General features: G+C 65.5%; 22 protein-coding genes. 13 read left to right on the forward strand and 9 right to left on the reverse strand.

What is annotated here, in order from left to right; all coding sequences use genetic code 11:
- Position 1 precedes the first annotated feature (1 nt).
- The 8 genes from E3O11_RS11390 to E3O11_RS11425 all read left to right on the forward strand — a co-directional run bounded on the left by E3O11_RS11390 (position 2) and on the right by E3O11_RS11425 (position 10,095).
- The gene (locus tag E3O11_RS11390) at positions 2 to 1,525 is read left to right on the forward strand and encodes an aldehyde dehydrogenase family protein (protein WP_092450034.1); all 1,524 of its coding nucleotides are present in this window, start codon (positions 2 to 4) and stop codon (positions 1,523 to 1,525) included.
- Positions 1,522 to 2,385, forward strand: coding sequence for an aldehyde dehydrogenase family protein (locus E3O11_RS11395; protein ID WP_092450032.1), 864 nt, complete (start codon positions 1,522 to 1,524; stop codon positions 2,383 to 2,385). Before E3O11_RS11390 ends, E3O11_RS11395 begins: the two co-directional genes overlap by 4 nt.
- Before the next feature lie 54 nt (positions 2,386 to 2,439).
- Positions 2,440 to 3,927 carry an SDR family oxidoreductase gene (locus tag E3O11_RS11400; RefSeq protein ID WP_092450030.1) on the forward strand — a complete coding sequence of 496 codons (1,488 nt, stop codon included), beginning with the start codon at positions 2,440 to 2,442 and terminating at the stop codon, positions 3,925 to 3,927.
- Positions 3,928 to 4,072: 145 nt separating this feature from the next.
- Complete coding sequence (locus E3O11_RS11405) at positions 4,073 to 4,633, forward strand: GDSL-type esterase/lipase family protein (RefSeq protein WP_092450028.1); 561 nt, start codon at positions 4,073 to 4,075, stop codon at positions 4,631 to 4,633.
- A gap of 133 nt (positions 4,634 to 4,766) precedes the next feature.
- A complete protein-coding gene (locus E3O11_RS17660; protein WP_092450026.1) occupies positions 4,767 to 6,059 on the forward strand; it encodes a DUF2207 family protein in 1,293 nt (430 codons plus the stop codon).
- On the forward strand, positions 6,059 to 6,394 hold the full coding sequence (locus E3O11_RS11415) for a DUF6804 family protein (protein WP_241977644.1): 336 nt from the start codon (positions 6,059 to 6,061) through the stop codon (positions 6,392 to 6,394). The genes E3O11_RS17660 and E3O11_RS11415 overlap by 1 nt, the downstream gene beginning before the upstream one ends.
- 320 nt (positions 6,395 to 6,714) lie before the next feature.
- Positions 6,715 to 8,901 (forward strand): DEAD/DEAH box helicase, encoded by a 2,187-nt coding sequence (locus E3O11_RS11420; RefSeq protein WP_092450024.1) that lies wholly within the window; start codon positions 6,715 to 6,717, stop codon positions 8,899 to 8,901.
- 165 nt (positions 8,902 to 9,066) lie between these two features.
- Positions 9,067 to 10,095 carry a 6-phosphofructokinase gene (locus tag E3O11_RS11425; protein WP_092450022.1) on the forward strand — a complete coding sequence of 343 codons (1,029 nt, stop codon included), beginning with the start codon at positions 9,067 to 9,069 and terminating at the stop codon, positions 10,093 to 10,095.
- Here E3O11_RS11425 and E3O11_RS11430 read toward each other — a convergent pair.
- The 3 genes from E3O11_RS11430 to E3O11_RS11440 all read right to left on the reverse strand — a co-directional run bounded on the left by E3O11_RS11430 (position 10,092) and on the right by E3O11_RS11440 (position 12,646).
- On the reverse strand, positions 10,092 to 11,510 hold the full coding sequence (locus E3O11_RS11430; RefSeq protein ID WP_092450020.1) for a sensor domain-containing protein: 1,419 nt from the start codon (positions 11,508 to 11,510) through the stop codon (positions 10,092 to 10,094). The two genes, E3O11_RS11425 and E3O11_RS11430, sit on opposite strands and share 4 nt — an antisense overlap.
- Positions 11,507 to 12,322, reverse strand: a complete 816-nt coding sequence (locus E3O11_RS11435; RefSeq protein WP_092450018.1) for an alpha/beta fold hydrolase — start codon at positions 12,320 to 12,322, stop codon at positions 11,507 to 11,509. The genes E3O11_RS11430 and E3O11_RS11435 overlap by 4 nt, the downstream gene beginning before the upstream one ends.
- Positions 12,323 to 12,391: 69 nt before the next feature.
- A complete protein-coding gene (locus E3O11_RS11440; RefSeq protein ID WP_092450016.1) occupies positions 12,392 to 12,646 on the reverse strand; it encodes a mycoredoxin in 255 nt (84 codons plus the stop codon).
- A gap of 73 nt (positions 12,647 to 12,719) precedes the next feature.
- Here E3O11_RS11440 and E3O11_RS11445 point away from each other — a divergent pair, with 73 nt between their 5' ends.
- The 3 genes from E3O11_RS11445 to E3O11_RS11455 are packed head-to-tail and all read left to right on the forward strand — an operon-like array spanning position 12,720 to position 14,711.
- Complete coding sequence (locus tag E3O11_RS11445) at positions 12,720 to 13,193, forward strand: 8-oxo-dGTP diphosphatase (RefSeq protein WP_092450014.1); 474 nt, start codon at positions 12,720 to 12,722, stop codon at positions 13,191 to 13,193.
- The gene (locus tag E3O11_RS11450; RefSeq protein ID WP_241978956.1) at positions 13,186 to 14,382 is read left to right on the forward strand and encodes an inorganic phosphate transporter; all 1,197 of its coding nucleotides are present in this window, start codon (positions 13,186 to 13,188) and stop codon (positions 14,380 to 14,382) included. The genes E3O11_RS11445 and E3O11_RS11450 overlap by 8 nt, the downstream gene beginning before the upstream one ends.
- Entirely contained in the window at positions 14,379 to 14,711 is a 333-nt protein-coding gene (locus E3O11_RS11455) for a peptidase (protein WP_092450010.1), read from the forward strand. The genes E3O11_RS11450 and E3O11_RS11455 overlap by 4 nt, the downstream gene beginning before the upstream one ends.
- A 15-nt stretch (positions 14,712 to 14,726) precedes the next feature.
- Here E3O11_RS11455 and E3O11_RS11460 read toward each other — a convergent pair whose 3' ends face one another.
- Positions 14,727 to 16,004, reverse strand: coding sequence for a uracil-xanthine permease family protein (locus tag E3O11_RS11460; RefSeq protein ID WP_092450008.1), 1,278 nt, complete (start codon positions 16,002 to 16,004; stop codon positions 14,727 to 14,729).
- Positions 16,005 to 16,072: 68 nt separating this feature from the next.
- On the opposite strand from E3O11_RS11460, the gene E3O11_RS11465 reads away from it, so the two are divergent.
- Entirely contained in the window at positions 16,073 to 17,626 is a 1,554-nt protein-coding gene (locus tag E3O11_RS11465) for a carboxylesterase/lipase family protein (protein ID WP_092450006.1), read from the forward strand.
- Positions 17,627 to 17,689: 63 nt separating this feature from the next.
- Positions 17,690 to 19,174: an NCS2 family permease gene (locus E3O11_RS11470; protein ID WP_092450004.1), complete on the forward strand. Its 1,485-nt coding sequence runs from the start codon at positions 17,690 to 17,692 to the stop codon at positions 19,172 to 19,174.
- Between the two features lie 30 nt (positions 19,175 to 19,204).
- On the opposite strand, the gene E3O11_RS11475 is transcribed toward E3O11_RS11470, so the two are convergent.
- From E3O11_RS11475 to E3O11_RS11495, 5 genes are read right to left on the reverse strand one after another with little or no spacing between them, the layout of a single operon-like run.
- The gene (locus E3O11_RS11475) at positions 19,205 to 19,939 is read right to left on the reverse strand and encodes a FadR/GntR family transcriptional regulator (protein WP_092450002.1); all 735 of its coding nucleotides are present in this window, start codon (positions 19,937 to 19,939) and stop codon (positions 19,205 to 19,207) included.
- Positions 19,939 to 20,730 carry a 3-oxoacyl-ACP reductase gene (locus E3O11_RS11480; protein ID WP_427846439.1) on the reverse strand — a complete coding sequence of 264 codons (792 nt, stop codon included), beginning with the start codon at positions 20,728 to 20,730 and terminating at the stop codon, positions 19,939 to 19,941. The genes E3O11_RS11475 and E3O11_RS11480 overlap by 1 nt, the downstream gene beginning before the upstream one ends.
- Before the next feature lie 50 nt (positions 20,731 to 20,780).
- Positions 20,781 to 22,142: an aldehyde dehydrogenase family protein gene (locus tag E3O11_RS11485; protein WP_092450000.1), complete on the reverse strand. Its 1,362-nt coding sequence runs from the start codon at positions 22,140 to 22,142 to the stop codon at positions 20,781 to 20,783.
- Positions 22,139 to 22,903 (reverse strand): gamma-glutamyl-gamma-aminobutyrate hydrolase family protein, encoded by a 765-nt coding sequence (locus tag E3O11_RS11490; protein WP_092449998.1) that lies wholly within the window; start codon positions 22,901 to 22,903, stop codon positions 22,139 to 22,141. The genes E3O11_RS11485 and E3O11_RS11490 overlap by 4 nt, the downstream gene beginning before the upstream one ends.
- Entirely contained in the window at positions 22,890 to 24,257 is a 1,368-nt protein-coding gene (locus E3O11_RS11495) for a glutamine synthetase family protein (protein ID WP_092449995.1), read from the reverse strand. The genes E3O11_RS11490 and E3O11_RS11495 overlap by 14 nt, the downstream gene beginning before the upstream one ends.
- Between the last annotated feature and the right edge of the window lie 125 nt (positions 24,258 to 24,382).

Here is a 24,382-nt window from a genome sequence, read left to right on the forward strand (position 1 = left end):
CATGAAATTTCTTGACTACGCTCCGGCCCCCGAGTCGCAGGCACTGCTGGGCCTCAAAACCGACTATGGCCTGTTCATCAACGGTGACTTCACGGCTGGCCGCGGCACCCCGTTTCAGACCATCAACCCGGCCACCGAACAGCAGATCGCCATGATCGCGACCGCCAACGAAGCGGATGTCGACGCCGCCGTCTCGGCCGCCCGGCACGCCTACGACGGGGTCTGGTCCCGTCTGTCCGGCAGCGACCGGGGCAAGTACCTGTTTCGCATCGCCCGCCTGGTGCAGGAACGCGCCCGCGAACTCGCCGTCGCCGAAACCCTCGACAACGGCAAACCGATCAAAGAGACCCGCGACGTCGACATTCCCCTCGTCGCCGCCTGGTTCTTCTACTACGCCGGCTGGGCGGACAAGCTCGATCACGCCGGCGTAGGCCCGAACCCGGCCTCGCTCGGCGTTGCCGCCCAGGTCATCCCGTGGAACTTTCCGCTCATGATGCTCGCCTGGAAGATCGCCCCCGCCCTCGCCGCGGGTAACACCGTCGTGCTCAAGCCCGCCGAAACCACCTCGCTCACCGCGCTGTTGTTTTCTGAGATTCTGCAGCAGGCCGACCTGCCCGCCGGTGTCGTGAACATCATCACCGGTGATGGCAGCACCGGGCAGACGCTCGTCAACCACCCCGGCGTCAACAAGGTCGCCTTCACCGGGTCGACCTCGGTCGGGCGGGCCATCGCCCGTTCGGTCGCCGGAACCGACAAGAAGCTCAGCCTCGAGCTCGGCGGGAAGGGCGCCAACATCGTCTTCGATGACGCCCCAATCGACCAGGCGGTCGAGGGCATCGTGCGCGGCATCTTCTTCAACCAGGGCCACGTCTGCTGCGCCGGCAGTCGCCTACTCGTACAGGAAAGCATCCACGACGACGTCATCGACCGGCTCAAGCGCCGCATGCAGACGCTGCGCCTGGGCGACCCGCTCGACAAGAACACCGACATCGGCGCCATCAACAGTGCAGAGCAACTCGTCCGCATTCGCGAACTGTCCGAGCTGGGTCAGCAGGAGGGCGCCGAACGCTGGAGCGCCGACTGCGTCATCCCCGAGAACGGCTTCTGGTTCGCACCGACAATCTTCACCAACGTGTCGACCAGCCACCGCATCGCCCGTGACGAGATCTTCGGCCCGGTGCTCTCGGTGCTCACCTTCCGTACCCCGGCCGAGGCCATCGCCAAGGCGAACAACACCCCGTACGGTCTCTCCGCCGGAATCTGGAGTGACAAGGGCAGCCGCATCCTGGCCTTCGCCGACAAGCTACGCGCCGGCGTGATCTGGGCGAACACCTTCAACCAGTTCGATCCGTCGAGCCCGTTCGGCGGCTACAAGGAGAGCGGCTACGGCCGTGAGGGCGGCCGCCACGGCCTCGCTGCCTATCTCAAGCCCGCCGTGCGCACCGGCTCGCGGTCCGCCGCCGCCGTTGTGCAGCAGAGTCCCGCCACCAAGAAATCAGCATCTGCAAAGAAGGCCGCCAAGTGAACCGCCTCGCCATCCCCAAGACCTACAAGCTGTACATCGGCGGCAAGTTTCCGCGCAGCGAATCCGGCCGCGTCTATGAGGTGCTCTCGCACAAGGGCGAGTTTCTGGCCAACGCAGCGAAGGGCAGCCGCAAGGATGCCCGCGACGCGGTCGTTGCCGCTCGCAGCGCTCTCGGCGGCTGGGCCGGCGCCACGGCCTACAACCGCGGCCAGGTGCTGTACCGCATCGCCGAACTGCTCGAGGGCCGTCGGGCGCAGTTCATCGACGAGATCATGAGCAGCGAGGGCGTCAATGCCGCAGTGGCAAGCGCCCAGGTCGACGAAGCCATCGACCGCTGGGTTTGGTACGCGGGCTGGGCCGACAAGTACGTGCAGGTTGCCGGCAACGCCAACCCGGTCTCCGGCCCGTTCTTCAACCTGTCCGTGCCCGAACCCACCGGCGTCGTAGCGATCATCGCGCCGCAGGGCACCGAATCGCTCCTCGGACTGGTCAGCGCCATCGCCCCGGCCCTCGTCGCGGGGAACACCGTCGTCGTCGTCGCCAACGAGACTGCGCCGCTGTCTGCGATCAGCCTCGGCGAGGTGCTCGCCACGAGTGATGTGCCTGGTGGAGTGGTCAACATCGTGACCGGTTCGCCAGCTGAGATCGCGCCCTGGCTGGCCAGCCACGCCGACGTCAACGCCCTCGACCTCGTTGGAGCCGGCGACCTGGATTGGGTCGAGCTGCAGATCAGCGCCGCCGACACGCTCAAGCGGGTGCTCCCGCCCGAGACGGGAACGGATGCCGCAGCACCGGCGTTGTCCCGCATCCTCGCCTTCACCGAACTGAAGACGGTCTGGCACACCAAAGCTATTCTCTGATTCGGTTCCGGGGCACTCAGCGGGGGGTCAAGTGGACGGGATAAACTCCGCCGCATGACCTCACGCAGAGCACTTGTCACCGGTGCGACCGGTTACATCGGCGGACGCCTCGTACCCAAACTCCTCGAAGCCGGCTTCACGGTGCGCGTGCTCGTGCGCACCCCGTCGAAGCTGCGCGATGTGCCCTGGTCTGACCAGGTGGAAATCGTGCAGGGCGACCTCGGCGACGCCAAATCGGTGCAGTCCGCCTGCGCCGACATTGACGTGCTCTACTACCTCGTGCACTCGATGGGTGCGGCCGGTGATTTCGAGAAGACCGAGCACATCGCAGCCGAAAACGTTGCTAAGGCCGCCACTGCAGCGCAGGTGTCGCGCATCGTCTACCTCGGCGGGTTGCATCCGGACACACAGACGCTCTCGGCCCATCTGCGTTCCCGCATGGAGGTCGGCCGCATCCTGCTCGACAGCGGTGTGCCGACCACGGCCTTCCAGGCCGGCGTCGTTATCGGCTCCGGCTCGACCTCGTTCGAGATGATCCGTCACCTCACCGACGTGCTGCCCTGCATGCCGGCGCCCAAATGGGTGCGTAACCGTATCCAGCCGATCGCCGTGCGCGATGTGCTCTACTACCTGCAGGCGGCAGCTGATCTGCCCAGTGAGGTGAACCGTACCTTCGACATCGGCGGCCCCGACGTGCTGCGCTACGACCAGATGATGAACGGCTACGCCCTCGAGGCCGGCCTCAAACATCGGGCGATTATCGCCCTGCCGGTGCTCACCCCGTGGCTGGCCTCACAATGGGTGAACCTGGTCACACCGATTCCGCGCAACCTCGCCATTCCCATCATCGCGTCGCTGCAGTATGACTGCGTCGTGCACGAGAGCGACATCGATCAGTACATTCCGCAGCCGGACGGCGGCCTCACCGGCTACCGGCGGGCCGTGCGCCTCGCGCTGGGCCGCATGCGCGACGGAGACGTGGAGACCAGCTGGCGCAACTCCTCGATCGAGGGCGCTTCCAGCAACCCGCTGCCGAGCGACCCGAACTGGGCCGGCCACGCCGTCTACACCGACCTGCGGGAGAAAACCACCCCGGCCGATCCGGCTGCGCTCTGGCGAGTCATCGAAAGCATCGGCGGCGAGAACGGCTGGTATTCCTTCCCGCTGGCCTGGGCCGTGCGCGGCCTGATGGACAAGGCCGTCGGCGGTGTTGGCCTGCGCCGCGGCCGACGCAATCCCGACCACCTGCACACCGGCGAGGTGCTCGATTTCTGGCGGGTGGAGCAGATCGACCACGGCAGCTTTCTGCGGTTGCGCGCCGAAATGCGCGTACCAGGTCGGGCCTGGCTCGAAATGAGCGTCACACCAACGGATGCTGGCGGCTCGCTCTACCGCCAGCGCGCGGTCTTCTTTCCCCGCGGGCTCGGTGGACGGCTGTACTGGGCGGCGATCATCCCGTTCCACAGCATCATCTTCGAGGGCATGGCGACCCGAATCACGGCGACGGCCGCGGCCGAATGCGTGGCGAAAAACGAGGCCTAGGAGCGGCTTTCCCTGGCGGTGGTTTCTCGCTCCCACCACGACTGATCCGGCGGGTAGATGTGTCGATAAATCGTGCGTATACTCTGGGAATTCTGGCGACTCGGCCCGGTTCGGGGCATGATGGGTAACAGATAGGAGGCCTACTATGACAGTTTCACTCGCCTTTCTGGGCGACGGCCTCACCGCGAATGGTCAGTGGGAAGAGTGGTTTCCCGAGTACGTGGTGCACAATCTCGCTGCCAGCGGTAATACCACCGATGAGATTATTTCACAGCTTGATCAGGTGATTGAGTTGCGGCCCGACGCCATTGTGATCGGGGTCGGCACCAACGATCTCGGCTGGCGCAAAACCGACGAATATGTCGTGCGCAACCTCGAAACCATCCTGCACACGCTGCGCCGTGCCCTGCCGGAGACCCGCATCATGGTGCAATCGGTGCTGCCGCGCGACCGGGACTTCGCCGGCACCATCCGCTCAATCAACCGGCACGTCTGGCAGTACGCCCCCACCCAGCACGCGCAATACCTCGACCTGTGGCCGGCCCTGGCCCTGCCAGACGGTGAACTCGACCCGACCTTCGGCATCGACCGGCTGCACCTGAACGAGGCCGGCTATGCCGCGTGGCTGGCCGAGTTGCGGCCGGGGCTGGAGATGCTGTTCGAGCGACCGCCGTCGACGACGTCGATTCCGATTCAGCACGCCTGAGCTGTTCGAGACTGAGCTGTTCGAGACTGAGCTGTTCGAGACTGAGCTGTTCGAGACTGAGCTGTTCGGGACTGAGCTGTTCCGGACTGACCCGCGCTGCGGGCGGCTCAGTCCGGCTCGGTAGAGTGGACTCATGCTCCGATCGGTTCACCCCGCACGTGTCCTGACCCTCGGTGGGCTGGTCGTCGGTGCCGCGATGATCGGTGCTGTCATCGGCGGAGTCGTTCTCGCAGCGGCTCCACCCGCGCAGGCCGCAGTGCCCGCCCTGACCGTTCGTCAGGACGTCAACGACTTCAGCTTTGACTCCTTCACTGCCAACGCCTGGCCGGGCATCGCTCTGGTAGCGGCGATTTTCGGGCTGCTGACGGCACTCGTCGCCGGAATCCTGCGGGCCACCCGCTGGCGCGCTGCGCCGGGCCGGTTCACCATCATCGCCGAATACCTTCCGCCGCGGGGCGTGAATTTGCTCACCTCCGGTGACGTTGTCGGTGCCGCCGCTAAGGCGATGGCCGCACAATTCATCAGCTTCGCCGTGCGCGGCAACGTGCGCATTCTCGATGCCGACGACAAAAAGAATCACTTTCTGCTGGAATTCGTGCACGCCGACGGTGTCGATGAGACCGAAAGCCGCGTTCTGGGCAAACTTTTTCCCGGCTTGCGGCCCGGCGACCAGCGCGACCTGAAGAAGAAGAGCGTTTCGCTCAGTAAGGCCCTGCAGAAGGAACGGCTTGCGGCCCGCGCCGAATCGCTGCGGTTGGGCGTAAGGAAAAAGCAAAACGATGGGCTGCGGGTCTGGCTGTTACTGCTGGCCAGCGTGAGCGCCCTGGCCGCTGGAGTGGCGAGTCTCGGGGCGGTCATCACCGACGTGGGCGGTTTCTGGCCGCTGCTGTTCATCGTGCTGGGCATCACCACCGCGGTGGTCACCTTCGTTTGTGCCGGAAATCTGCGACCGCTCACCGACAGCGGCGCTGAACTGCGTGACTATTTGAAAGGCGTCAAGTTGTATATAGGTCTTGCCGAAGCCGATCGACTTCGTGTTCTGCAGAGTTCGGAGGGGGCCGTGCGATCGGTCTACCGGCCGGAGAACGGTCGTCCCGATCTGACCAGAACCACCACCACAGCGGATGCCCCCTCCGTTCAGATCGTGAAACTCTACGAGCGCGTACTGCCACTGGCCATACTGTTCGGCCAGGAGAAGGGATGGTCGAAGGTCCTGGGCGAGTATTACGGGGAGAGCGGCACCCAGCCCGACTGGTATCTGGGAACGGGAATGTTCCAGGCCGTGCTGTTCGCCGGTGCTATCGGCAGCTTCTCGGCGTCCTCTGCCGCGTCGTGGTCGGGCAGTGCCACCAGCTCGTCGACCTCGGGCGGCGGTGGCGGCGGGTTCTCCGGAGGAGGCGGCGGCGGCGGGGGAGGGGGCGTCTGATGGGTACGCCAGTCGAACCGACCTTCACCCGCTCTGCCCTCGCACCGGGTCTGCTGGGGGCGATCGCCCTGCTCGCCGGCCTAGCCCTGCTGGACAGCGAGAGCTTCATCATCATCCGCTACGCCGTCAGCATTCTCGCGCTCATCATCTGCGTCTTCGTGCTGCAGGCGCGGTCCTGGTATTGGCTGATCGGCCTCGTGCCGATGGCGATTCTGTGGAACCCTGTCGTGATTCTCGACCTCAGCGGTCAGGGCTGGGTCTCGGCCCAGTTCATCGCCGCGATCATTTTCATCGCCGTCGGCCTGCGCACCAAGGTGCCGGTTCGCAAGAATTGAACGGGGGCGTAGACTACTAGCGCGTTGAGAGAACCGGGTCAGGTCTCTACTGTGCGCTCGCTGGCGATGGCCGTACTCGTTGAATCAGTACCTGTAGAGGCGCGTGATTCGACGGCACCACCGCTGCGACAGCATCCGCTTGACCGCGAGTTTTGTGTGAAGATCGCGACCCGTGCTGTGTTTCGTGAATCGTTTGTTCCTGAGAACTCATCAGAACGATTGGCGGGCTGCAGCGTTCCGGCAACACCTGGATGCCGTGACCGGCTCGCGTGGACGGATACAGCCGGTACCCGTACCGTGCTGCTTTTGAGTGGAGAACAATGGCTTATACCCGCACCGATGCCTCGGGCAGCCGGAACAACCTCGGCCGCGGCGGTGTCACCCGCAATCGGGCCCACCCTCGTTCGCGTGACGACGACGCGCCGATCATCCCGATTCTCGCCCGCAAGGTGCGCGAGGTCGAGGCGAAGGCGCAGTCCGGTACCAAGCTCGGGCCGACCAACCGCACCAAGTATCAGGTCATCGCCCTGCTGATGCGCGAGGAACGCGCCAGGGTCAAGGGCGATAAGGGGCTCTCCGACGCCAATCGGGCCGAGCTGCTCAAACGCCTCGACGGCATTGCCCAGATTCTGGCCAAGACCGCGGCTCGCGATACCAGCCTGATCACCCTGCTCGAACCCGATGCCGGCGTCTCCACCGTCGCGCAGCGTTTTCGCCGGGACTGGCTGCTTGAATCCGGTGCCGAACTGAGTCCGGACGAACTCATCATCACCCGCGAACCCGAAGCCAAACCGGTCGTGCTGCAGAACCAGGTCGTCCCGCAGTCGGTCAAGGCCCGGCAGCTGGCCAACCCGTTCCTCGCCCCCGACTTCAGTGCAGCAGCCCAGCCGATCGTGCACCCGCGCCGGCTGGCCAATTGGGAATTGCTCGGCCCCCTGTTCAAATCGTTCGAGTACGGTTCGGGCGGCCAGGCCGCCAGCATGGACATGCCGGAAGCCCCCAAGCTTGACCGACTGTCGCCGAACGGTATGGAGCTCATGCGGCACCAGGCCCGGTTCATCGAGAGCGCTCGTCTGGGCCACCGCAGCTATCTGCTCGCCGATGAGCCGGGCCTCGGCAAGACGGCGCAGAGCCTGCTGGCAGCATCCGTTGCCAACGCCTACCCACTGCTGGCCATCGTGCCCAACGTCGTCAAAATGAACTGGGCCCGTGAAGTGGAAATGTGGACGCCGAACCGGCGTGCCACCGTCATCCACGGCGATGGTGACAGCCTGGACGCTTTCGCCGACGTGGTCGTCGTCAACTACGACGTGCTCGACCGGCACCTGGCCTGGCTGGGCACCCTCGGCTTCAAGGGCATGGTCGTCGACGAGGCCCACTTCATTAAGAACCTCGCCTCCCAGCGCTCCAAGCACGTACTCTCGCTGGCCGAACAGATTCGCCGCCGTACCCCGGGCGGCAACCCGCTGCTGATGGCCCTGACCGGAACGCCCCTGATCAACGACGTCGACGACTTTCGGGCCATCTGGCAGTTCCTCGGCTGGATCGACGGCGACAAGCCGGCCCCCGCACTGCTGAAACGCCTCGAAGAGACGGGCCTCACGCCCGCCGACATGGGTTTTTACAAGGAAGCTCGCGCCGCCGTGATCGACATGGGCATCGTGCGTCGCCGCAAGATCGACGTCGCCGCCGACCTGCCGGCCAAGCGCATCGCCGACCTCCCAGTCGAGCTGGACGACGACCTCGGCCGCTCCATCCGCCAGGCCGAACGGGAACTCGGTGCCCGGCTGGTCATCCGGTACCGCGCACTCGTCGCCGCCCGGCACACCGGCTCTGGCGGCCCGGCCGTTCCCGATGAGGATCAGCGGGATGCCTACATTCGCGCCGTCGCGCACGCCGAACTCGAAGATTCCAAGGGCCAGAGCACCGGTGAAAACGTATTCACGATGGTGCGCAAAATCGGTCAGGCCAAGGCCGGTCTCGCAGCCGACTACGCGGCCCAGCTGGCCCGGTCGGTCGGTAAGGTCGTGTTCTTCGCCAAGCACATCGATGTAATGGACACCGCTGAGGAGATCTTCGCCAAGCGTGACCTGAAAACGGTGTCGCTGCGCGGCGACCAGAGCGCGCTTGCCCGGCAGGCAGCGATCGACTCCTTCAACAACGACCCCGACGTTGCGATCGCGGTCTGTTCCCTCACCGCGGCCGGCGTCGGCGTCAACCTCCAGGCCGCGTCGAACGTTGTGCTGGCCGAGCTCAGCTGGACCGCAGCCGAGCAGACCCAGGCCATCGACCGGGTGCACCGCATCGGGCAGGATGAGCCGGTCACCGCCTGGCGCATCATCGCCGCGCACACCATCGACGCCCGCATTGCCGACCTGATCGGAAGCAAGCAGGGCCTGGCGGCTCGAGCACTGGATGGTTCGCAGGAAGAGTACGCCGCGGCCGATTCGGTGCAGGAGAGTGCTCTGATCTACCTGCTCACCCAGGCCCTCGACGGAAAACTATAGGCCGTGCGCGACTGACCGGGCCGGATGCGATTTGAGCCGTGCCCGGTCAGGCAGCATGATTGTCAAGCGTGCATCGTTGATGCGCTTGTTCTGACATTGATTGGTGGCGCGCGTTGCGTCATGATCAATCGACCGGATTCGCCCAGCTACCAAGATCGGCCAGCAATGAAGATCGGCATCCTTACCAGCGGCGGCGACTGCCCCGGACTCAACGCGGTCATTCGTGGCGCTGTGCTCAAGGGCGTGCGCACGCACGATTTCGAGTTCGTCGGAATTCGCAACGGGTGGCGCGGCCTGGTGCAGAGCGAATTCATGCCGCTCGACCGGCACAGCGTTCGCGGGCTCTCTCGCCAGGGCGGCACCATTTTGGGTAGTTCCCGTACGAACCCGTTCGAGGGTGAGAACGGCGGACCGGAGAACATCCAGCGCACGCTCGATGAGAACGGCATCGACGCCGTGATCGCCATCGGTGGAGAGGGCACGCTCACCGCCGCGCATCGCCTGACCGAGGCCGGCCTCAATATCGTCGGCGTGCCCAAGACCATCGACAACGACCTCGAAGCCACCGACTATTCCTTCGGCTTCAACACGGCCGTCGAAATCGCCACCGAAGCCATCGACCGGCTGCGCACCACCGCCGAATCCCACGGCCGCTGCATGGTGGTCGAGGTGATGGGACGCCACGTCGGGTGGATCGCCCTGCACTCCGGCATGGCCGGCGGCGCCCACGCCATCCTCATCCCGGAACAGCCGAAGTCGATCGAACAGATTTGCAACTGGGTCGAGCACGTGCGCGACCGCGGCCGGGCCCCCGTCATCGTGGTCTCCGAGGGCTTCCTGCTCTCCGGTATGGAGGAGGCGCATTCCACCAAGGGGCTGGACGCCTTCAGCCGTCCCCGCCTCGGCGGAATCAGTGAGGTCATCGCGCCGCTGATCGAAGAACGCACCGGCATCGAGAGCCGAGCGACCGTGCTCGGTCACACCCAGCGCGGTGGCGCCCCCTCGGCATACGACCGCGTGCTCGCCACCCGACTCGGCATGGCCGCCGTCGACGCGATCCACAATTCGCAGTGGGGCTCGATGGTGTCACTGCGCGGCACCGAGATCGTCGTCGTGAGCATCGCCGCCGCCACCATCGGTCTCAAGCGCGTCTCACCGGCCCGCTACGACGAGGCCGCCGTACTGTTCGGTTAGCCGGCGGCCGGCTCGCCGGCACGCAGCGTCGTGACCTGGTCCTTACCGGAACGCTTCGACATGTACATGGCAGCATCGGCCATTCGCAGGATCGACGCGGTCGTCAGCTCGGAGCCTGGGTCGAGATGGCACACGACGAGCCCAATGCTCGCCGTGACCCGAAACCCGACGGCTACCCCTGTGAGCGGATGCTGCACCGCAAGCCGAATTCGCTCCGCGAGACCCTGCGCGGCGTCCGGGTCAACCTTGGCGCACACCACCACGAACTCGTCACCGCCGAATCGCGCGACGGTATCGACGTCCCTGACGGCGCTGCGCAGGCGCCCCGCGACCTCGATCAGCACCGAATCGCCCGCCGCGTGGCCCAGCTGGTCGTTCACGACCTTGAAACCGTCCAGATCAAAGAAGATAACGGCCATCGTGTTGAAGCGCCGTGCGGCCGCTTCGAACACTCTCTCGAGGGTTTGATGGAGTAGTTCGCGGTTCACCAGACCGGTCAGGTGGTCGTAGTGTGCCAGCAGGCGGAGCTTCTCCTGAAGTCTCACCCGTTCCAAAACCTGTGTCGCCTGGCGGGCCAGAGCCTCGTGCAGCTCGCGCACGGGTCCATCAAAGACACGTTTGCGACCGTATAGGCAAATCAAGACCCCCAAGATCAGTGGCCCTGAGCGGAGGGGTTCGATGCTGAGCGCCTCGATTCGGCTGGAGCGCATGGCGTCCTCCAGCCCGGGGTACAGCCGTGCCGCTTCGACCCGGCTGGAAATTGCGACGAACTCGCCGCCGACAAGAACGTCCGATTCCGGGCACGGGCCGAACTGCGGCAGGAGAGAATCCAGAGCGTGGGTTCCCGCGACCACGCGCAGGGTCCCCGACTCGTCGGGCAGCATGACGGCAGCGGACGTCGCGCGAAAGGCCATCAGTGACCGGGAGACCAGCGTTTCGGCCAGGCTCTGCTCCGTGGTGCAGGCGCCGAAGGCGGTTGAGGCGTCCTGCAGCACTCGAACCGCTGCCTCGGACGATTCGGCGACCCGGCGAGCGGACAGCAGCTGGCGTTCCAGATCGTGCCGTTGGGTCGCATCGAAAATGGCCGTGCGTACGAGGAGAGGGGTGCCGTCGGCCGCGAACCGGGTGGTTGAGTTGATCAGGATCGGCAAAGTGGTGCCGTCGGCGCAGCGCACCGTCAAGGCGACCTCGCGCACGGTGCCGCCAAGCTGCAAAATTGGCAGGTACCGGGTCTCATAGAAGATGGAGGAATCCGGCGCCACGAGTAGTTTGAACGGTTTGCCCAGCAGGTCGTCGCGCGAGTACTTCGTCCAGGTCAAGAAGGTCTCGTTGACGGTGGTGACCACACCGTCCGGAGTAGTACAGAGGTATCCGCAGGGGGCCTGGTCGTAGAGGTCCTCAAAGGAATCGGTCATACCAGGAAGGCGGATATTGCTTCGGAGACTTCCGCTGGCGCCGAAAGATGCAGGCAGTGACCCGATACGGGGATAACGGTGAATCGGCTGCCCGGGATCTCCCCGTGCACGAACTGCCCGACGTGCACCGGCGCGATGGGATCGTTCTTGGATTGGATGACCAGAGTGGGGGTCGACACCTGGCTCAGGTCGTCTCGATTGTCAGAGAGAAAGACGACCTCGGCAAAATGCTGGGCAATCTGTGGGTCGGTGGTGCAGAAACTGGCGGTCAGTTCTTCGCCGAGTTCGGGGCGGTCGGGGTTGCCCGTAATAACCGGAGCCATCACGTTGGCCCAACCGAAATAGTTGGTATCGAGAGCATCGATCAATCCATCCAGTTCGATCTGGTCGAATCCACCCAGATAATCGCCGTCGTTGACGTAGCACGGCGACGGGCTTAGCAGCACGAGCGAACTGAACGGGCTCGGATCACGTACGGAGGCGAGCACACCCATCATTGCGCCGACCGAATGGCCGATGTAAACGACGTCCCGCAGCTCGAGGCGCTCGATGATTTCCAGGATATCTGCCGCGTAGCCGTGCAGGGAATCGTATTTTCCGGGATCATACTGGCTCAGATCCGACCCGCCGGATCCGACGTGATCAAAGAGCACAATGCGGTAATCTTCGGCGAACGCTGGCGTGACCCTACGCCACATTTCCTGACTGCAGCCGAAACCGTGCACGAACAAGAGCACCCGGCCGGCCGGTTTTCCGGTCACGTGAATGTTGTTGCGATGTACAACGTCAACCGGTGGTAGCGAAGGGAGCATCTGATGTCCTTTGGAAGTGCTGAGCCCGAGGGATCGAACACTTCCAATCCTAGGTCGCCCTGACCGTGCTCAGGCGAGTTTGGCCTGAACCTGTGCCAGCGACGGATTCGTCGCCGCTGAGCCGTCGGGGTACAAAATCGTCGGCACGGTTTGGTTGCCGTTGTTGAGGCTCATGACGAGCTCCGACGTGCCGTCAACCCGTTCGATATTCACCTCGGTGTAGCCGATTCCGACGCTGTCGAGCTGCTTCTTCAATCGTTTGCAGTAACCACACCAGTCGGTCGTGAACATGGTGATGGTTCCGGTAGCTGGTAGAAAGTCCATGTTCGGAGCTTATCCGAGCTGCCTCCCAACCAGCTCCACGCGCCTTCTGTTCAACAAGCATTAAGATGAGGCAATGACCTTGCCCCAGGTATGCGTGTGCTACCTCACTCGACTATCTCCCGAAGGCAACCGACAGGTCCTGCTGGGGCGCAAGAAGAAAGGCCTCGGCATGGGAAACATCGTCGGGCTGGGTGGCAAGCTCGAAAGCGGCGAAACCGCAGTGGATGCTGCGGTGCGCGAAATCGAGGAGGAGTCGTCTCTCGTGGTGGCGGCATCCGCTCTTACCGAACTGGGGCTGCTCACCTACCTGTTTCCCCACCGCGAGGAGTGGAGCCAGGAGTCGACCGTCTTCGTCTGCGAGGAGTGGTCGGGAACACCGCGGGAATCCAACGAGCTGAACCCCCTCTGGTTCGATGTGGCGACCCTGCCAGTCGATGAGATGTGGGACGACGCCCGCCATTGGCTGCCCGGTGTTCTCAATGGTGTGTCCGTGCGCGCCACCTTCACCTTCGGCGCCGACCTGGAGAGCGTGGTGTTCCGTGCCTGATTTCAGCCTAATCATCGTGCTGGTCATCGCCCTGGCCCTCATCTTCGACTTCACCAACGGCTTTCACGACACGGCGAACGCCATGGCCACCCCGATCGCGACCGGCGCCATGAAACCCAAGGTCGCCGTCGGTGTCGCTGCGATTCTCAACCTGGTCGGGGCATTCCTGTCGACCGAGGTCGCCCGCACAATCTCGGGCGGCATCATCAAGGAGGGCGACGGCGGGGTGCTGATCACCCCCGAGCTGATTTTCGCCGGTCTGATCGGCGCGATTGTCTGGAACCTGGTCACCTGGCTAATGGGGCTGCCGTCGAGCTCCAGCCATGCCCTGTTCGGCGGTCTCATCGGCGCCACCATCATCGGTGTCGGCACCCAGGCCATCGACTACAACGTTGTCGCCGCGAAGGTCATTCTGCCCGCCCTGATCGCGCCCGTGATCGCCGGCGTCATCGCCCTCGTCGCCACCCGCCTCGCCTATACGATCACTCGCCGGGACGTCGGTCAGCCCGACGGGCGCGGCGGCTTTCGCTACGCGCAAATCTTCTCCTCCTCCCTCGTAGCCCTGGCCCACGGCACCAACGATGCACAGAAGACGATGGGCGTGATTACCCTGACCCTGATCGCCGGTGGATTTCAGGCCGTTGGCAGTGGGCCAACGTTCTGGGTGATCGCCGCCTGCGCGCTGGCGATCGCGATCGGCACCTACACCGGCGGCTGGCGCATCATCCGCACCATGGGTACCGGATTGACCGAGATCAAGCCAGCGCAGGGCTTTGCCGCCGAAACCAGCACCGCCGCGACCATCCTGGCCTCGAGTCACCTCGGCTTCGCACTCTCCACCACCCAGGTCGCCTCCGGTTCGGTGATCGGCTCCGGGCTCGGCCGCCGTGGCTCGACGATTCGCTGGGGCATGGCCGGACGCATCGCGCTCGGCTGGGCTATGACGTTGCCGGCCTCGGCCATCATGGGTGCTTTCGCGGCCGGGCTGGCCTTGCTCGGCCCGATCGGCATCGTGCTGGACATGGTGATTGGCACCATCGTGATCATGGCCCTGTTCCGCTGGTCTCGGCGCAATCGGGTCACTCACCACACTCTGCTCAACGACATCGATGATGCCGGCCGGGTGGTAAGGATCAGGAAAACGCCGCGTCGCCCCACTCGTTCCGACCGCAGGAGGGTGTCGCTGTGATCGACTGGGCGGCTTTCCTCATCGTCTCCACTGCGTCGCTCGTCTCGGCGGCACTGGTGGTGAGCCTCTACTCGCTCGGTCTGCGCCTGCTCACCACGGCCGGCCGAATCCCCCTGGTCGAGCCGTACGAGTTCACCGGCGCGATTACCGTGCTGAGCCCCAAAAAGGCCGCGAAGCAGGTCAAGCGAGCGCGCAAGGCTGCCGCGGCGAACCCGCTGTCGGATGCCCAGAAGCGGTTGGCCCTCTACGCCGGCTACGTCTGCTTCACCCTGTGCGCGGCCGCCGTGCTCTACGGCGTCTACCTGATCGTGCCCGTCCTGCACGTCTAACCCTGCACGTGCGAGCTAGGCGGTTCCGCGCACCCGCGCTAGCCAGGTCATCAGGTGGTAGATCACGATGGCCGCGACCGTGCCGAGCGCGATGCCGTTGAAGCTGAGGGTGCCGGCGTTCAGCGTGAAGTCGGCGATGCCGATAATGAGCGCTGTCGCCGCCGTGAACTGGTTGACCGGCTTGGAGAAGTCGACCTTGTTGTCGAGCCAGATCTTCACGCCGATGACGCCGATCAGCCCGTACAGCGCGGTGGTGACGCCGCCGAGCACCCCGTCGGGAATCGTGAAGATGATCGCACCGACCTTGGGGGAGAGGCCGAGCAGGATCGCGACGATTCCGGCGACCCAATAGGCCGCCGTGGAATAAATACGCGTCGCCGCCATCACGCCGATGTTCTCGCCGTAGGTCGTGGTTCCGCTGCCGCCGCCGAAGCCAGCGAGCATGGTGGCTAGCCCGTCGGCGAGCAGGGCGCGCCCGGTGAGCCGGTTCACCTTCGCATCCGTCATTTGGGCCACACCCTTGATGTGGCCGACGTTCTCGGCGATGAGTACGAGCACGACCGGCAGGAAGGCGGGAAGCACCCCGAACACGGCGGCCGGGTTCTCGAACGGGTTGGCCGGGGCGGTGAACGGCGGCAGGCCGATCCAGGCGGCCTCGGCGACCCGGCTGAAGTCGACCTCGCCGAAGAAGACGGCCGCGACGTAGCCGACGAGCACGCCGAGAAAGATCGACAGCCGACCCAGGATGCCGCGAAACAGCACCGTGCACAAAATGACCGCGACGAGGGTGATCAGCGCGGTGAGCGGTGCCTTGTCGAAGTTGGCTTTGGCGACCGGGGCCAGGTTGAACCCGATCAGGGCGACAATGGCGCCCGACACGATCGGCGGCATCAGCCGGTCGATCCAGCCGGTGCCGGTGAGCTGCACGATCACCCCGACGAGCGCGAGCAGCGCTCCGACGACCAAAATTCCGAACAGGGCGCTGCCCATGCCGGCCGAGGCCGTTGCCGCGGTGATCGGCGCGATGAACGCGAACGATGAGCCGAGATAACTCGGCAGTTTATTGCCGGTGATCAGCAGAAACAGCAGGGTTCCAAGACCGGAGAACAGCAAAGTCGTGCTGGGCGGAAAGTCGGTGAGCAGCGGCACCAGAAAGGTTGCGCCGAACATGGCGACCACGTGCTGCGAGCCGATTCCGATGGTCAACGGCCAGCTCAGTCGTTCGCCCGGGCCGACGACGTCCTGTGCGCCAACCGTTTTTCCGTCACCGTGCAGGGTCCAGGGCAGTGCCATGTCGTTCTCGTTTCTTCTGTTCCGTGATCAGGTTTGAGCGTAGCCTGCGCAGCAATAGACTCGAGCCCATGAGCCAGCTCGCTGATCAGACCACCAATCAGGGTCTCGAGGTGCGAGTGGCCACCGGACTGCTCCGCGGCGTGCGTGAACGCGGCGTGCTCGCCTGGCGCGGCATTCCCTACGCGGCGGCTCCGGTGGGCGATCTGCGCTTTCGCGCCCCGCGGTCAGCCTCGGCCTGGACCGGCGTGCGCGACGCGAGCCAGTGGGGCCTGATCGCCCCGCAAAGCCACAAGGGCCAGTTTCGCGGCGCCCACCCGCGCATTCCGCAGGGCGAAGACTGCCTCAATCTCAATGTGATCGCCCCCGATGAGCGGATGCGCGCCGGCGCGCAACTCCGACCGGTCATGGTGTTCATCCACGGCGGGGCCTACAGCGTCGGATCCAGCCGCGAGGTTCCGCGCCAGGGTGAGGGATTGGTACGCCGCGGCGGTATCGTCTACGTCAGCCTCAACTACCGACTGGGCGCCCTCGGGTATCTGGACTTTTCCCGGTTTGCCACGCCGGAGCATCCGTTTGAGAGCAATTTGGGGCTGCGCGACCAGGTCGCAGCCCTGCGGTGGGTGCGGGACAACATCCGCGCGTTCGGCGGGGACCCGGATGCCGTCACCCTGTTCGGCGAGTCGGCCGGCGGCAATGCCGTCACCACGTTGATGACGGTGCCGAGCGCGGCCGGCTTGTTCCACCGGGCCATCGCGCAGAGCGCTCCGCCGAACGCGGTCTATCCGAGTGAGCTCACCGCGCGCTGGGCCGGCGAATTCGTGGACAGCCTGGCGCACGGCCCCGCAGATTACAGCGACGAACAAGCGGCCAGCCTGCTGCTCACCGTTGACCCGGACGTGCTCGCCGCCGCGACCACCGCGCTGACCGTGCGTACGCCGGACCAGGATCCGGGCACGATTCCGCTCTGCCCGGTCATCGACGGCGATTTTCTGCCGGAGCGGCCGCTCGATGCCTTTCGCGACGGCCGGGCCGCGCGCATCCCGTTGATCATCGGCACCAATGCGCGGGAGGGTTCGCTGTTCAGCGGTCGCATTGACATTCTCGCCACCACGCCGGCGCGCATCCGCACGATCTTCAAGAAGACCAAGAAGAAGGCGAAGAAGGCGCTCAAGGCACAGTATCCGGGCATTCCGGCGTTGCGGGCCGCGCTCGATTTTGGGGGTGACTACTCCTTCTGGTATCCGAGCGTGAAGGTCGCCGAGCGGCATTCCCGGTATGCTCCGGTGTACTTCTACCGCTTCGATGCTGCTCCCCGCCTGCTGCGGCTGATGGGCCTCGACGCCACGCACGGCCTCGAACTGTTTCCGTTGTTCGACCGCCTCGATGGCTGGTTCGGCCGCGGCATGACGGCCCTCGGTGGGCGCCGCGCCTTTCAGGACATTGGGAACAGAATGCAGGGCTGGTGGCTCGGCTTCGTGCTCGACGGGGTGCCATCGTCCGAGTGGCCGCGGTATGAAGAGGGTGCCAGAGAGACGCTCATTATCGATCGGGACGACACGATCAAATCCGACCCGCATCGGGAACGACGTTTGGCCTGGGGTCGGTTTGTGCCGCACGTCTAAGCCAGCGGCGGCCCGGTCTTAGACTGGAACCTTGCGTTAGAGCCACGGCACCGGGAGCACACCATTAGCAGCACTGAATCACCCACTCAAGCTGCCTCGCCGCAGCCGGCATCGCGTAGCCTCAAGGCCCGCGTCGACTCCTATTTTGAGATCACCAGCCGCGGCTCCACCTGGTCCCGCGAATTCCGCGGGGGAGTCGTCACCTTCGTCACGATGGCCTACATCGTCATTCTTAACCCACTGATTCTCGGCGGGTTCAGCGCCGACCAGGCCGCCGTCGACGTCGAGGGTGGCTGGCTGCCCAACGAGCAGGTCGCCGCCGTCACCGCGCTGACCGCCGGCGTCATGACCATTTTGTTCGGCGTCATTGCCCGCCTGCCCTACGGCTTCGCTGCGGGCCTCGGCATCAACTCCTTCCTCGCCGTGAGCGTCGTCGGCCAGGTCACCTGGGCCGAAGCGATGGGCCTCGTCGTCATCAACGGCCTCATCATCGTGCTGCTCGCCTCCACCGGCCTGCGCGAACTCATCTTCAACGCCATCCCGCGCCCTCTGAAAATCGCCATCACGGTCGGTATCGGCCTGTTTATCGCGTTCATCGGACTGGTCGACTCCGGTTTCGTGCGCGCCAGCGGCGCCAACTCGCCGCCGGTGCAGCTCGGCGATGCCGGCTCGATCGCCACCCTGCCGACCGCGGTGTTCGTGATCGGACTGATCATCATGGGCGTGCTGCTTGCCCGGAAGGTCAAGGCCGCCCTGCTGATCGGCATCGTCGCGACCACCATCGTCGCCGTCATTCTGGAAGCCATCTTCAAGGTCGGGCCTTCGTTCGGTACGAACCCGGCCGGCTGGAACCTCAACGCCCCGGTGCTGCCGACGAGCGTCGTCGCTGTGCCCGACCTCGGCCTGATCGGTGAGGTCTCCTTCGGCGCGTTCGAACGCATCGGCATGCTCGCCGCCGTGATGCTGGTCTTCACCCTGGTCTTCACGAACTTCTTCGACGCCATGGGCACCATGACCGGCCTGGCCAGTGAAGCCGGCCTCGCCGACAAGGACGGCAAGTTTCCGCGGCTGAAGTCCGCCCTGATCGTCGAGGGCATCGGGGCCGTCGCCGGCGGTGCGTCGAGCGCCTCCTCGAACACCGTGTTCATCGAGTCCGGTGCCGGCATCGGCGAGGGAGCCCGCACCGGCGTTGCGAACGTGATCACCGGCATCCTCTTTCTGGCCGCCATGTTCTTCACGCCGCTGACCCAGATCGTGCCGCTCGAGGTGGCCGCAGCCGCCCTCGTCATCGTTGGAGCGCTCATGGTGTCGCAGATTCGGCACCTCGACTTCACCGAATTCTCCAGCACCCTGCCGATCTTCCTCACCATCATCGTGATGCCGCTGACCTACTCGATCGCCAACGGCATCGGCGCCGGCTTCATCAGCTGGGTGCTCGTGCGCAGCCTGTCCGGCAAGGCGCGTGAGATCAGCCCGCTGCTCTGGGTCGTCGCCGTCGGCTTCGTGCTCTACTTCGTGCGTGGCCCGGTCGAGCTGCTCATCGGCTGAGTTATCCGACAAGCGGATGCCGCGGCGCGGCTACTCGAGAAAGCCGCGCAGCAGCAGCGCTGTCCCGGCTAAATGCTCACGCATCGCCTGGGCGGCGGCACCTGCCCGACCGGACAGGATCGCCAGCACAATCTGTTCGTGCTGCGCGTCGGAGTGGGCGATATTCGGGCTCAGCAACGGGATGGCGTCGAGCAGATCGTTGACCCGCATCCGCACGTCGGCCAGCAGCGGCACGAGCGACGGCGAACCGGCCAACTCCCCGATATAGAGGTGCAGGCGAGCATCGAGCCTTCGGTAGTCCTCGGCGCTGGCCTCCCGCACCGCACCGAGGCTGGCCCAGAGCAGCTCGCGCTCCGCCGCCGGCAGCACCCGGCTGGCGGCGGCCCGGGCGGCGCCGACCTCGAGAATGTCGCGCAGCGTCAGCACATCGTCGATTTCGGCGGAACCGGGCGCCGGCGCGGCACCGTCGGGGTCGGGCGAAGCGGGAATCACCGCGGTGACGAAGGTGCCGCCGTAGCGTCCACGCCGGGACACCAGATAGCCAGCCTCGGCGAGGGAGGCGATCGCGTCGCGCAGCGTGTCCCGGCTGACGTTCAACTGCGCGGCCAAATCCCGTTCGGCGGGCAACCGTTCCCCGGGCGCGACCAAGCCCAGTCGCACCGTCTGCAGCAGCCGCTGCACGGTCTCCTCGAAGGCGTTCCCGCCCGGCACCGGGCGCAGCAGCAGACCGCTGTCGAGGCCACTGACTGCGGGCGGGTCGGCCATTATTCTGGGGTGACGTAGGCCGAGCTGATACCGCCGTCGACCAGAAAGGTCGAGCCGGTCATGAACGAAGAATCATCGCTTGCCAGAAAGGCCACCGCTGCCGCGAGTTCCTCGGGCTCGGCGAACCGGCCGACCGGAATATGTACGAGCCGCCTTGCGGCACGTGCCGGGTCTTTCGCGAACAACTCCTGCAACAGCGGAGTGTTCACCGGGCCGGGGCAGAGCGCGTTCACCCGAATGCCCTGGCGGGCGAACTGCACGCCGAGTTCACGGCTCATCGCCAGCACCCCGCCCTTCGAGGCGGTGTAGGAGATCTGGCTCGTCGCCGAACCGAGCACCGCGACGAAACTCGCCGTGTTGATGATCGATCCGCTGCCCTGCCTGACCATGTGGCGAAGCGCCGCCCGGCAGCACAGATACACCGACTTGAGGTTGACGTCCTGCACGTTCTGCCAGGCCGGCAGCTCGGTTGTTTCAATGGAATCGTCGTTGGGCGGGGAAATACCGGCGTTGTTGAACGCCACATCGACCGAGCCGTAGGTGTCGAAGGCTGTGTCGAACAGGTGGTTCACCTCCTCCTGATCGGTGACGTTGACCTTCACGAACAGCCCGCCGACCAGCGCGGCGGCCGCCTGCCCGGCGGTTTCGTCGAGGTCGCCGATCACGACCGTCGCCCCCTCGGCGGCAAACCGTTTCGCCGTGGCCAGCCCGATACCGCTGGCTCCGCCGGTGATGACGGCGACCTTGCCGGCCAGACGCTGGGTCAGGTCTATTCGAGCGATGCTGCTCACGATTTTCTCCTTCAATCTCAGACAAGCGGATGCTTCGCGCGGGTGCTGCGCTAGTCGACCGCGATGAAAACGTTCTTGGTATCGGTGAAGTTCAGCGGGGCATCCGGCCCCAGCTCACGTCCGAGCCCCGACTGCTTGAACCCGCCAAACGGGGTCGAGTAGCGCACCGAGGAGTGCGAGTTGACCGACAGGTTGCCGGATTCGACACCGCGCGCCACGCGAAGGGCCCGGCCGACATCGCGGGTCCAGATCGAGCCGGACAGCCCGTACTGGGTGTCGTTGGCCAGTCGCACCGCGTCGGCTTCGTCATCGAAGGGCAGCACCACCACGACCGGGCCGAAGATCTCGTCGGTGACACAGCGATCGGTGAGGCTTGCCGGGGTGAGCACGGTTGGTGCGACCCAGAATCCGGGGCCGATCGGGGCGTGGCCGCGAAACGCCACCGGAGCATCCACTGGCAGATAGGCGGACACCGCGGCGTGATGCTGGCGGGACACGAGCGGTCCCATTTCTGTGGCCGGGTCGGTCGGGTCGCCGACCGCGACCGCGGCAACGGCCGGTTCGAGCAGTTCCAGGAAGCGGTCGAACTGGCTCGCCTGCACGAGGATGCGGCTGCGGGCGCAGCAATCCTGGCCGGCGTTCTCGAACACGCCGGACGGCGCGCTCGCGGCGGCCCGTTCGAGGTCGGCGTCGGCGAAGACGATGTTGGCGCTCTTACCGCCGAGTTCCAGGGTGACGCGTTTCACCTGCTCCGCGCAGCCGGCCATGATCTGCTTGCCGACTGCGGTCGATCCGGTGAAGACGATTTTGCGTACGTCGGGGTGGGTGACGAAGCGGTTTCCGACGACGGAACCGCGCCCGGGCAGCACCTGGAACAGCCCATCGGGCAGTCCGGCTTCGAGGGCCAGTTCACCGAGCCGCAGGCTGGAGAGCGGGGTCCACTCGGCCGGTTTCAGCAGCACGGCGTTGCCGGCCGCGAGGGCTGGCGCGAAACCCCAGGCACCGATCGTCATCGGAAAGTTCCACGGCGTGATCACTCCCACCACGCCGAGCGGCTCGTGAAAGGTGAGGTTGATGCCGCCGGAGACCGGAATCTGCTGTCCGAACAGGCGCTCGGGTGCCGCCGAATAATACTCGAGCACGTCGCGCACGTGCCCGGCCTCCCAACGGGCTTGCGTGATCGGATGCCCCGAGTTGCGCACCTCGAGGCCGGCCAGGTTCTCTCGGTCGGCGTCGACAGCGGCGGCGAATCGGCGCAGCATTCGGGCTTTGTCGGCCGGAGCCACGGCCGCCCACAGCTTCTGGGCCGCGACCGCCCGGGCGACGGCCTCGTCGGTTTCGTCCACACCGACGTGCTCGATGGTCTCGGCGGTCGACTCGTCGGCCGGGTTGACGATGGTGTAACTGCTCACGGGGTTGCTCCTTCAATGTGGGCCGCCCGGTATTCGGTGGCGGCTGCAACGAGCCCGCTGAACAGGCGCAGGTCATCGGGCGACTGCTCCGGATGCCACTGCACGGCCACCCCGAACGGAACCGTCGGCAGTTCGATCGCCTGCACGATGCCGGCATCCGTTTTCGCCGTCACCGTGAGGCCGTCGGCGACCCGGTCGATGGACTGGTGGTGATACACCGGCACCGCCGGCAGCAGGGTCTGGCCATCGAGCAGTGTACTGAGGGTCGTGTGCGGTTCGATCACGACGTCGACGACGTTGAACACGCCGCCGCCCGCCTGGTAGCTGGTGTCGCCGACCAGATCGGGCAGATGCTGGTGCAGGCTGCCGCCGAGGGCGACGTTGAGCATTTGGGCGCCGCGACAGATGCCCAGAAACGGAAGTTCGCGGGCGATGGCCTCGTGCAGCAGCAGATCTTCCCAGGTGTCGCGGTCGGGCCGGGGTTCGTCGGTCTGTACGTGCGGCGCCTGCCCGTACCGGGCCGGGTCGACGTCTTTGCCGCCGGTGATGATCAGGCCGTCGAGCCCATCGAGCACCCGCCGGGCGACGGCGGCATTCACCGGCTGCGGCGGCAGCAGTACGGCGATCCCGCCGGCGCTCGTGACCGCATCGAAGTACACCCGCGGCAAGATCGCGGCCGGCACGTCCCACACCCCGGTCTGGGCCTGTTCCAGATAGGTGGTCAGACCGATGATCGGTCCGGGAGTTTCAGAGGCGTTCAAAGCCGCGCACCCGCTCCCAATCGGTCACGGCGGCGTCGAAGGCCGTCACCTCGATGCGGGCGTTGTTGGCGTAGTGCTCGACGACCTCGTCGCCGAAGGCCTCCCGGGCGATAGCCGACCCGGTGAACAGGTCGGCCGCTTCGCGCAGGGTCGAGGGCACCCGTGGCAGGTCGCTGGTGTAGGCGTTGCCTTCGAAGGCCGGCTCCAGTTCAAGCTCGTGCTCGATGCCGTAGAGACCGGCCGCGATCAGGGCGGCGACGGCGAGATACTGGTTGACGTCGCCGCCGGGCACCCGGTTCTCCACTCGGATACCTGGGCCATGCCCGACCACGCGCAGGGCACAGGTGCGGTTGTCGAAGCCCCAGCCGAGCGCGGTCGGGGCGAAACTACCGGGCACGTAGCGCTTATAGGAGTTGATATTGGGGGCAGAAAAGAGGGTGAGTTCGCGCATCACCGCGAGCTGTCCGGCCACAAACTGTCGGAACACGGGCGACATGCCGTTTTCGGCATCAGCTTGATAGAACGCTGATTCGCCGCCGGGGCGCTGCAGACTGATATGGATATGGCAGCTGTTGCCCTCGCGCTCGTTGTATTTGGCCATGAAGGTGATGCTCTTGCCCTGGGCGTCGGCGATCTCTTTGGCACCGCTCTTATAGATGGAGTGGTTGTCGCAGGTGGCCAGGGCCGTGGCGTAGCGAAACCCGATCTCCTGCTGACCGAGGTTGCACTCACCCTTGACGCCCTCGCAATACATTCCGGCGCCGTCCATGGCCAGACGGATCTCCCGCAGCAACGGCTCCATTCGAGCGGATGCCTGCAGCGAGTAGTCGATGTTGTAATCGCTGGCCGGGGTCAGGCCTCGATAGCCCTTCTGCCAGGCAGCGCGGTAGCCATCGTCGAACACGATGAATTCCAGCTCGGTCGCGCAAAAGGGGAGGAGGCCGTATGCGGCCAGTCGGTCGAGCTGCCGGCGCAGAATCTGCCGCGGCGAGGCGACCACGGGGGTGTCGTCTGGCCAGTACAGGTCGGCGGTGACCAGGGCGGTTCCGGGCAGCCACGGAGCCAGACGGAGGGTGTCAAGGTCGGGCCGCATCGCCATATCGCCGTAGCCGCGGCCCCAGCTCGACATGGCGTAACCCTCGACCGTGTTCATCTCCACGTCGACGGCGAGCAGATAGTTGCAGCACTCAGCACCGTGCGCCGCGGCATCCTCCAGGAACAGCCGTGCTGAGAGACGCTTGCCCACCAGCCGCCCCTGCATGTCGGTGAACGCGACGATCACCGTATCGATCTCGCCGAGCGCAACCCGCGCGGTCAGCTCGTCCAGGGTGAGGTTTCCGGTACGGGTGGTCATTGAGCTTCTCCTCGGAGCCGGTCAAACGAAACGAGTCGGTCAAAGCCGGCAATCGTGCGATTTTCAACCATTAGACCACAGACCCAGCCGTACAGGGAAGGCCAATTTGCCTACACTGAGCAGAT

Origin of the sequence: Cryobacterium levicorallinum, assembly GCF_004402405.1 — a bacterium.
Taxonomy (GTDB): domain Bacteria; phylum Actinomycetota; class Actinomycetes; order Actinomycetales; family Microbacteriaceae; genus Cryobacterium; species Cryobacterium levicorallinum.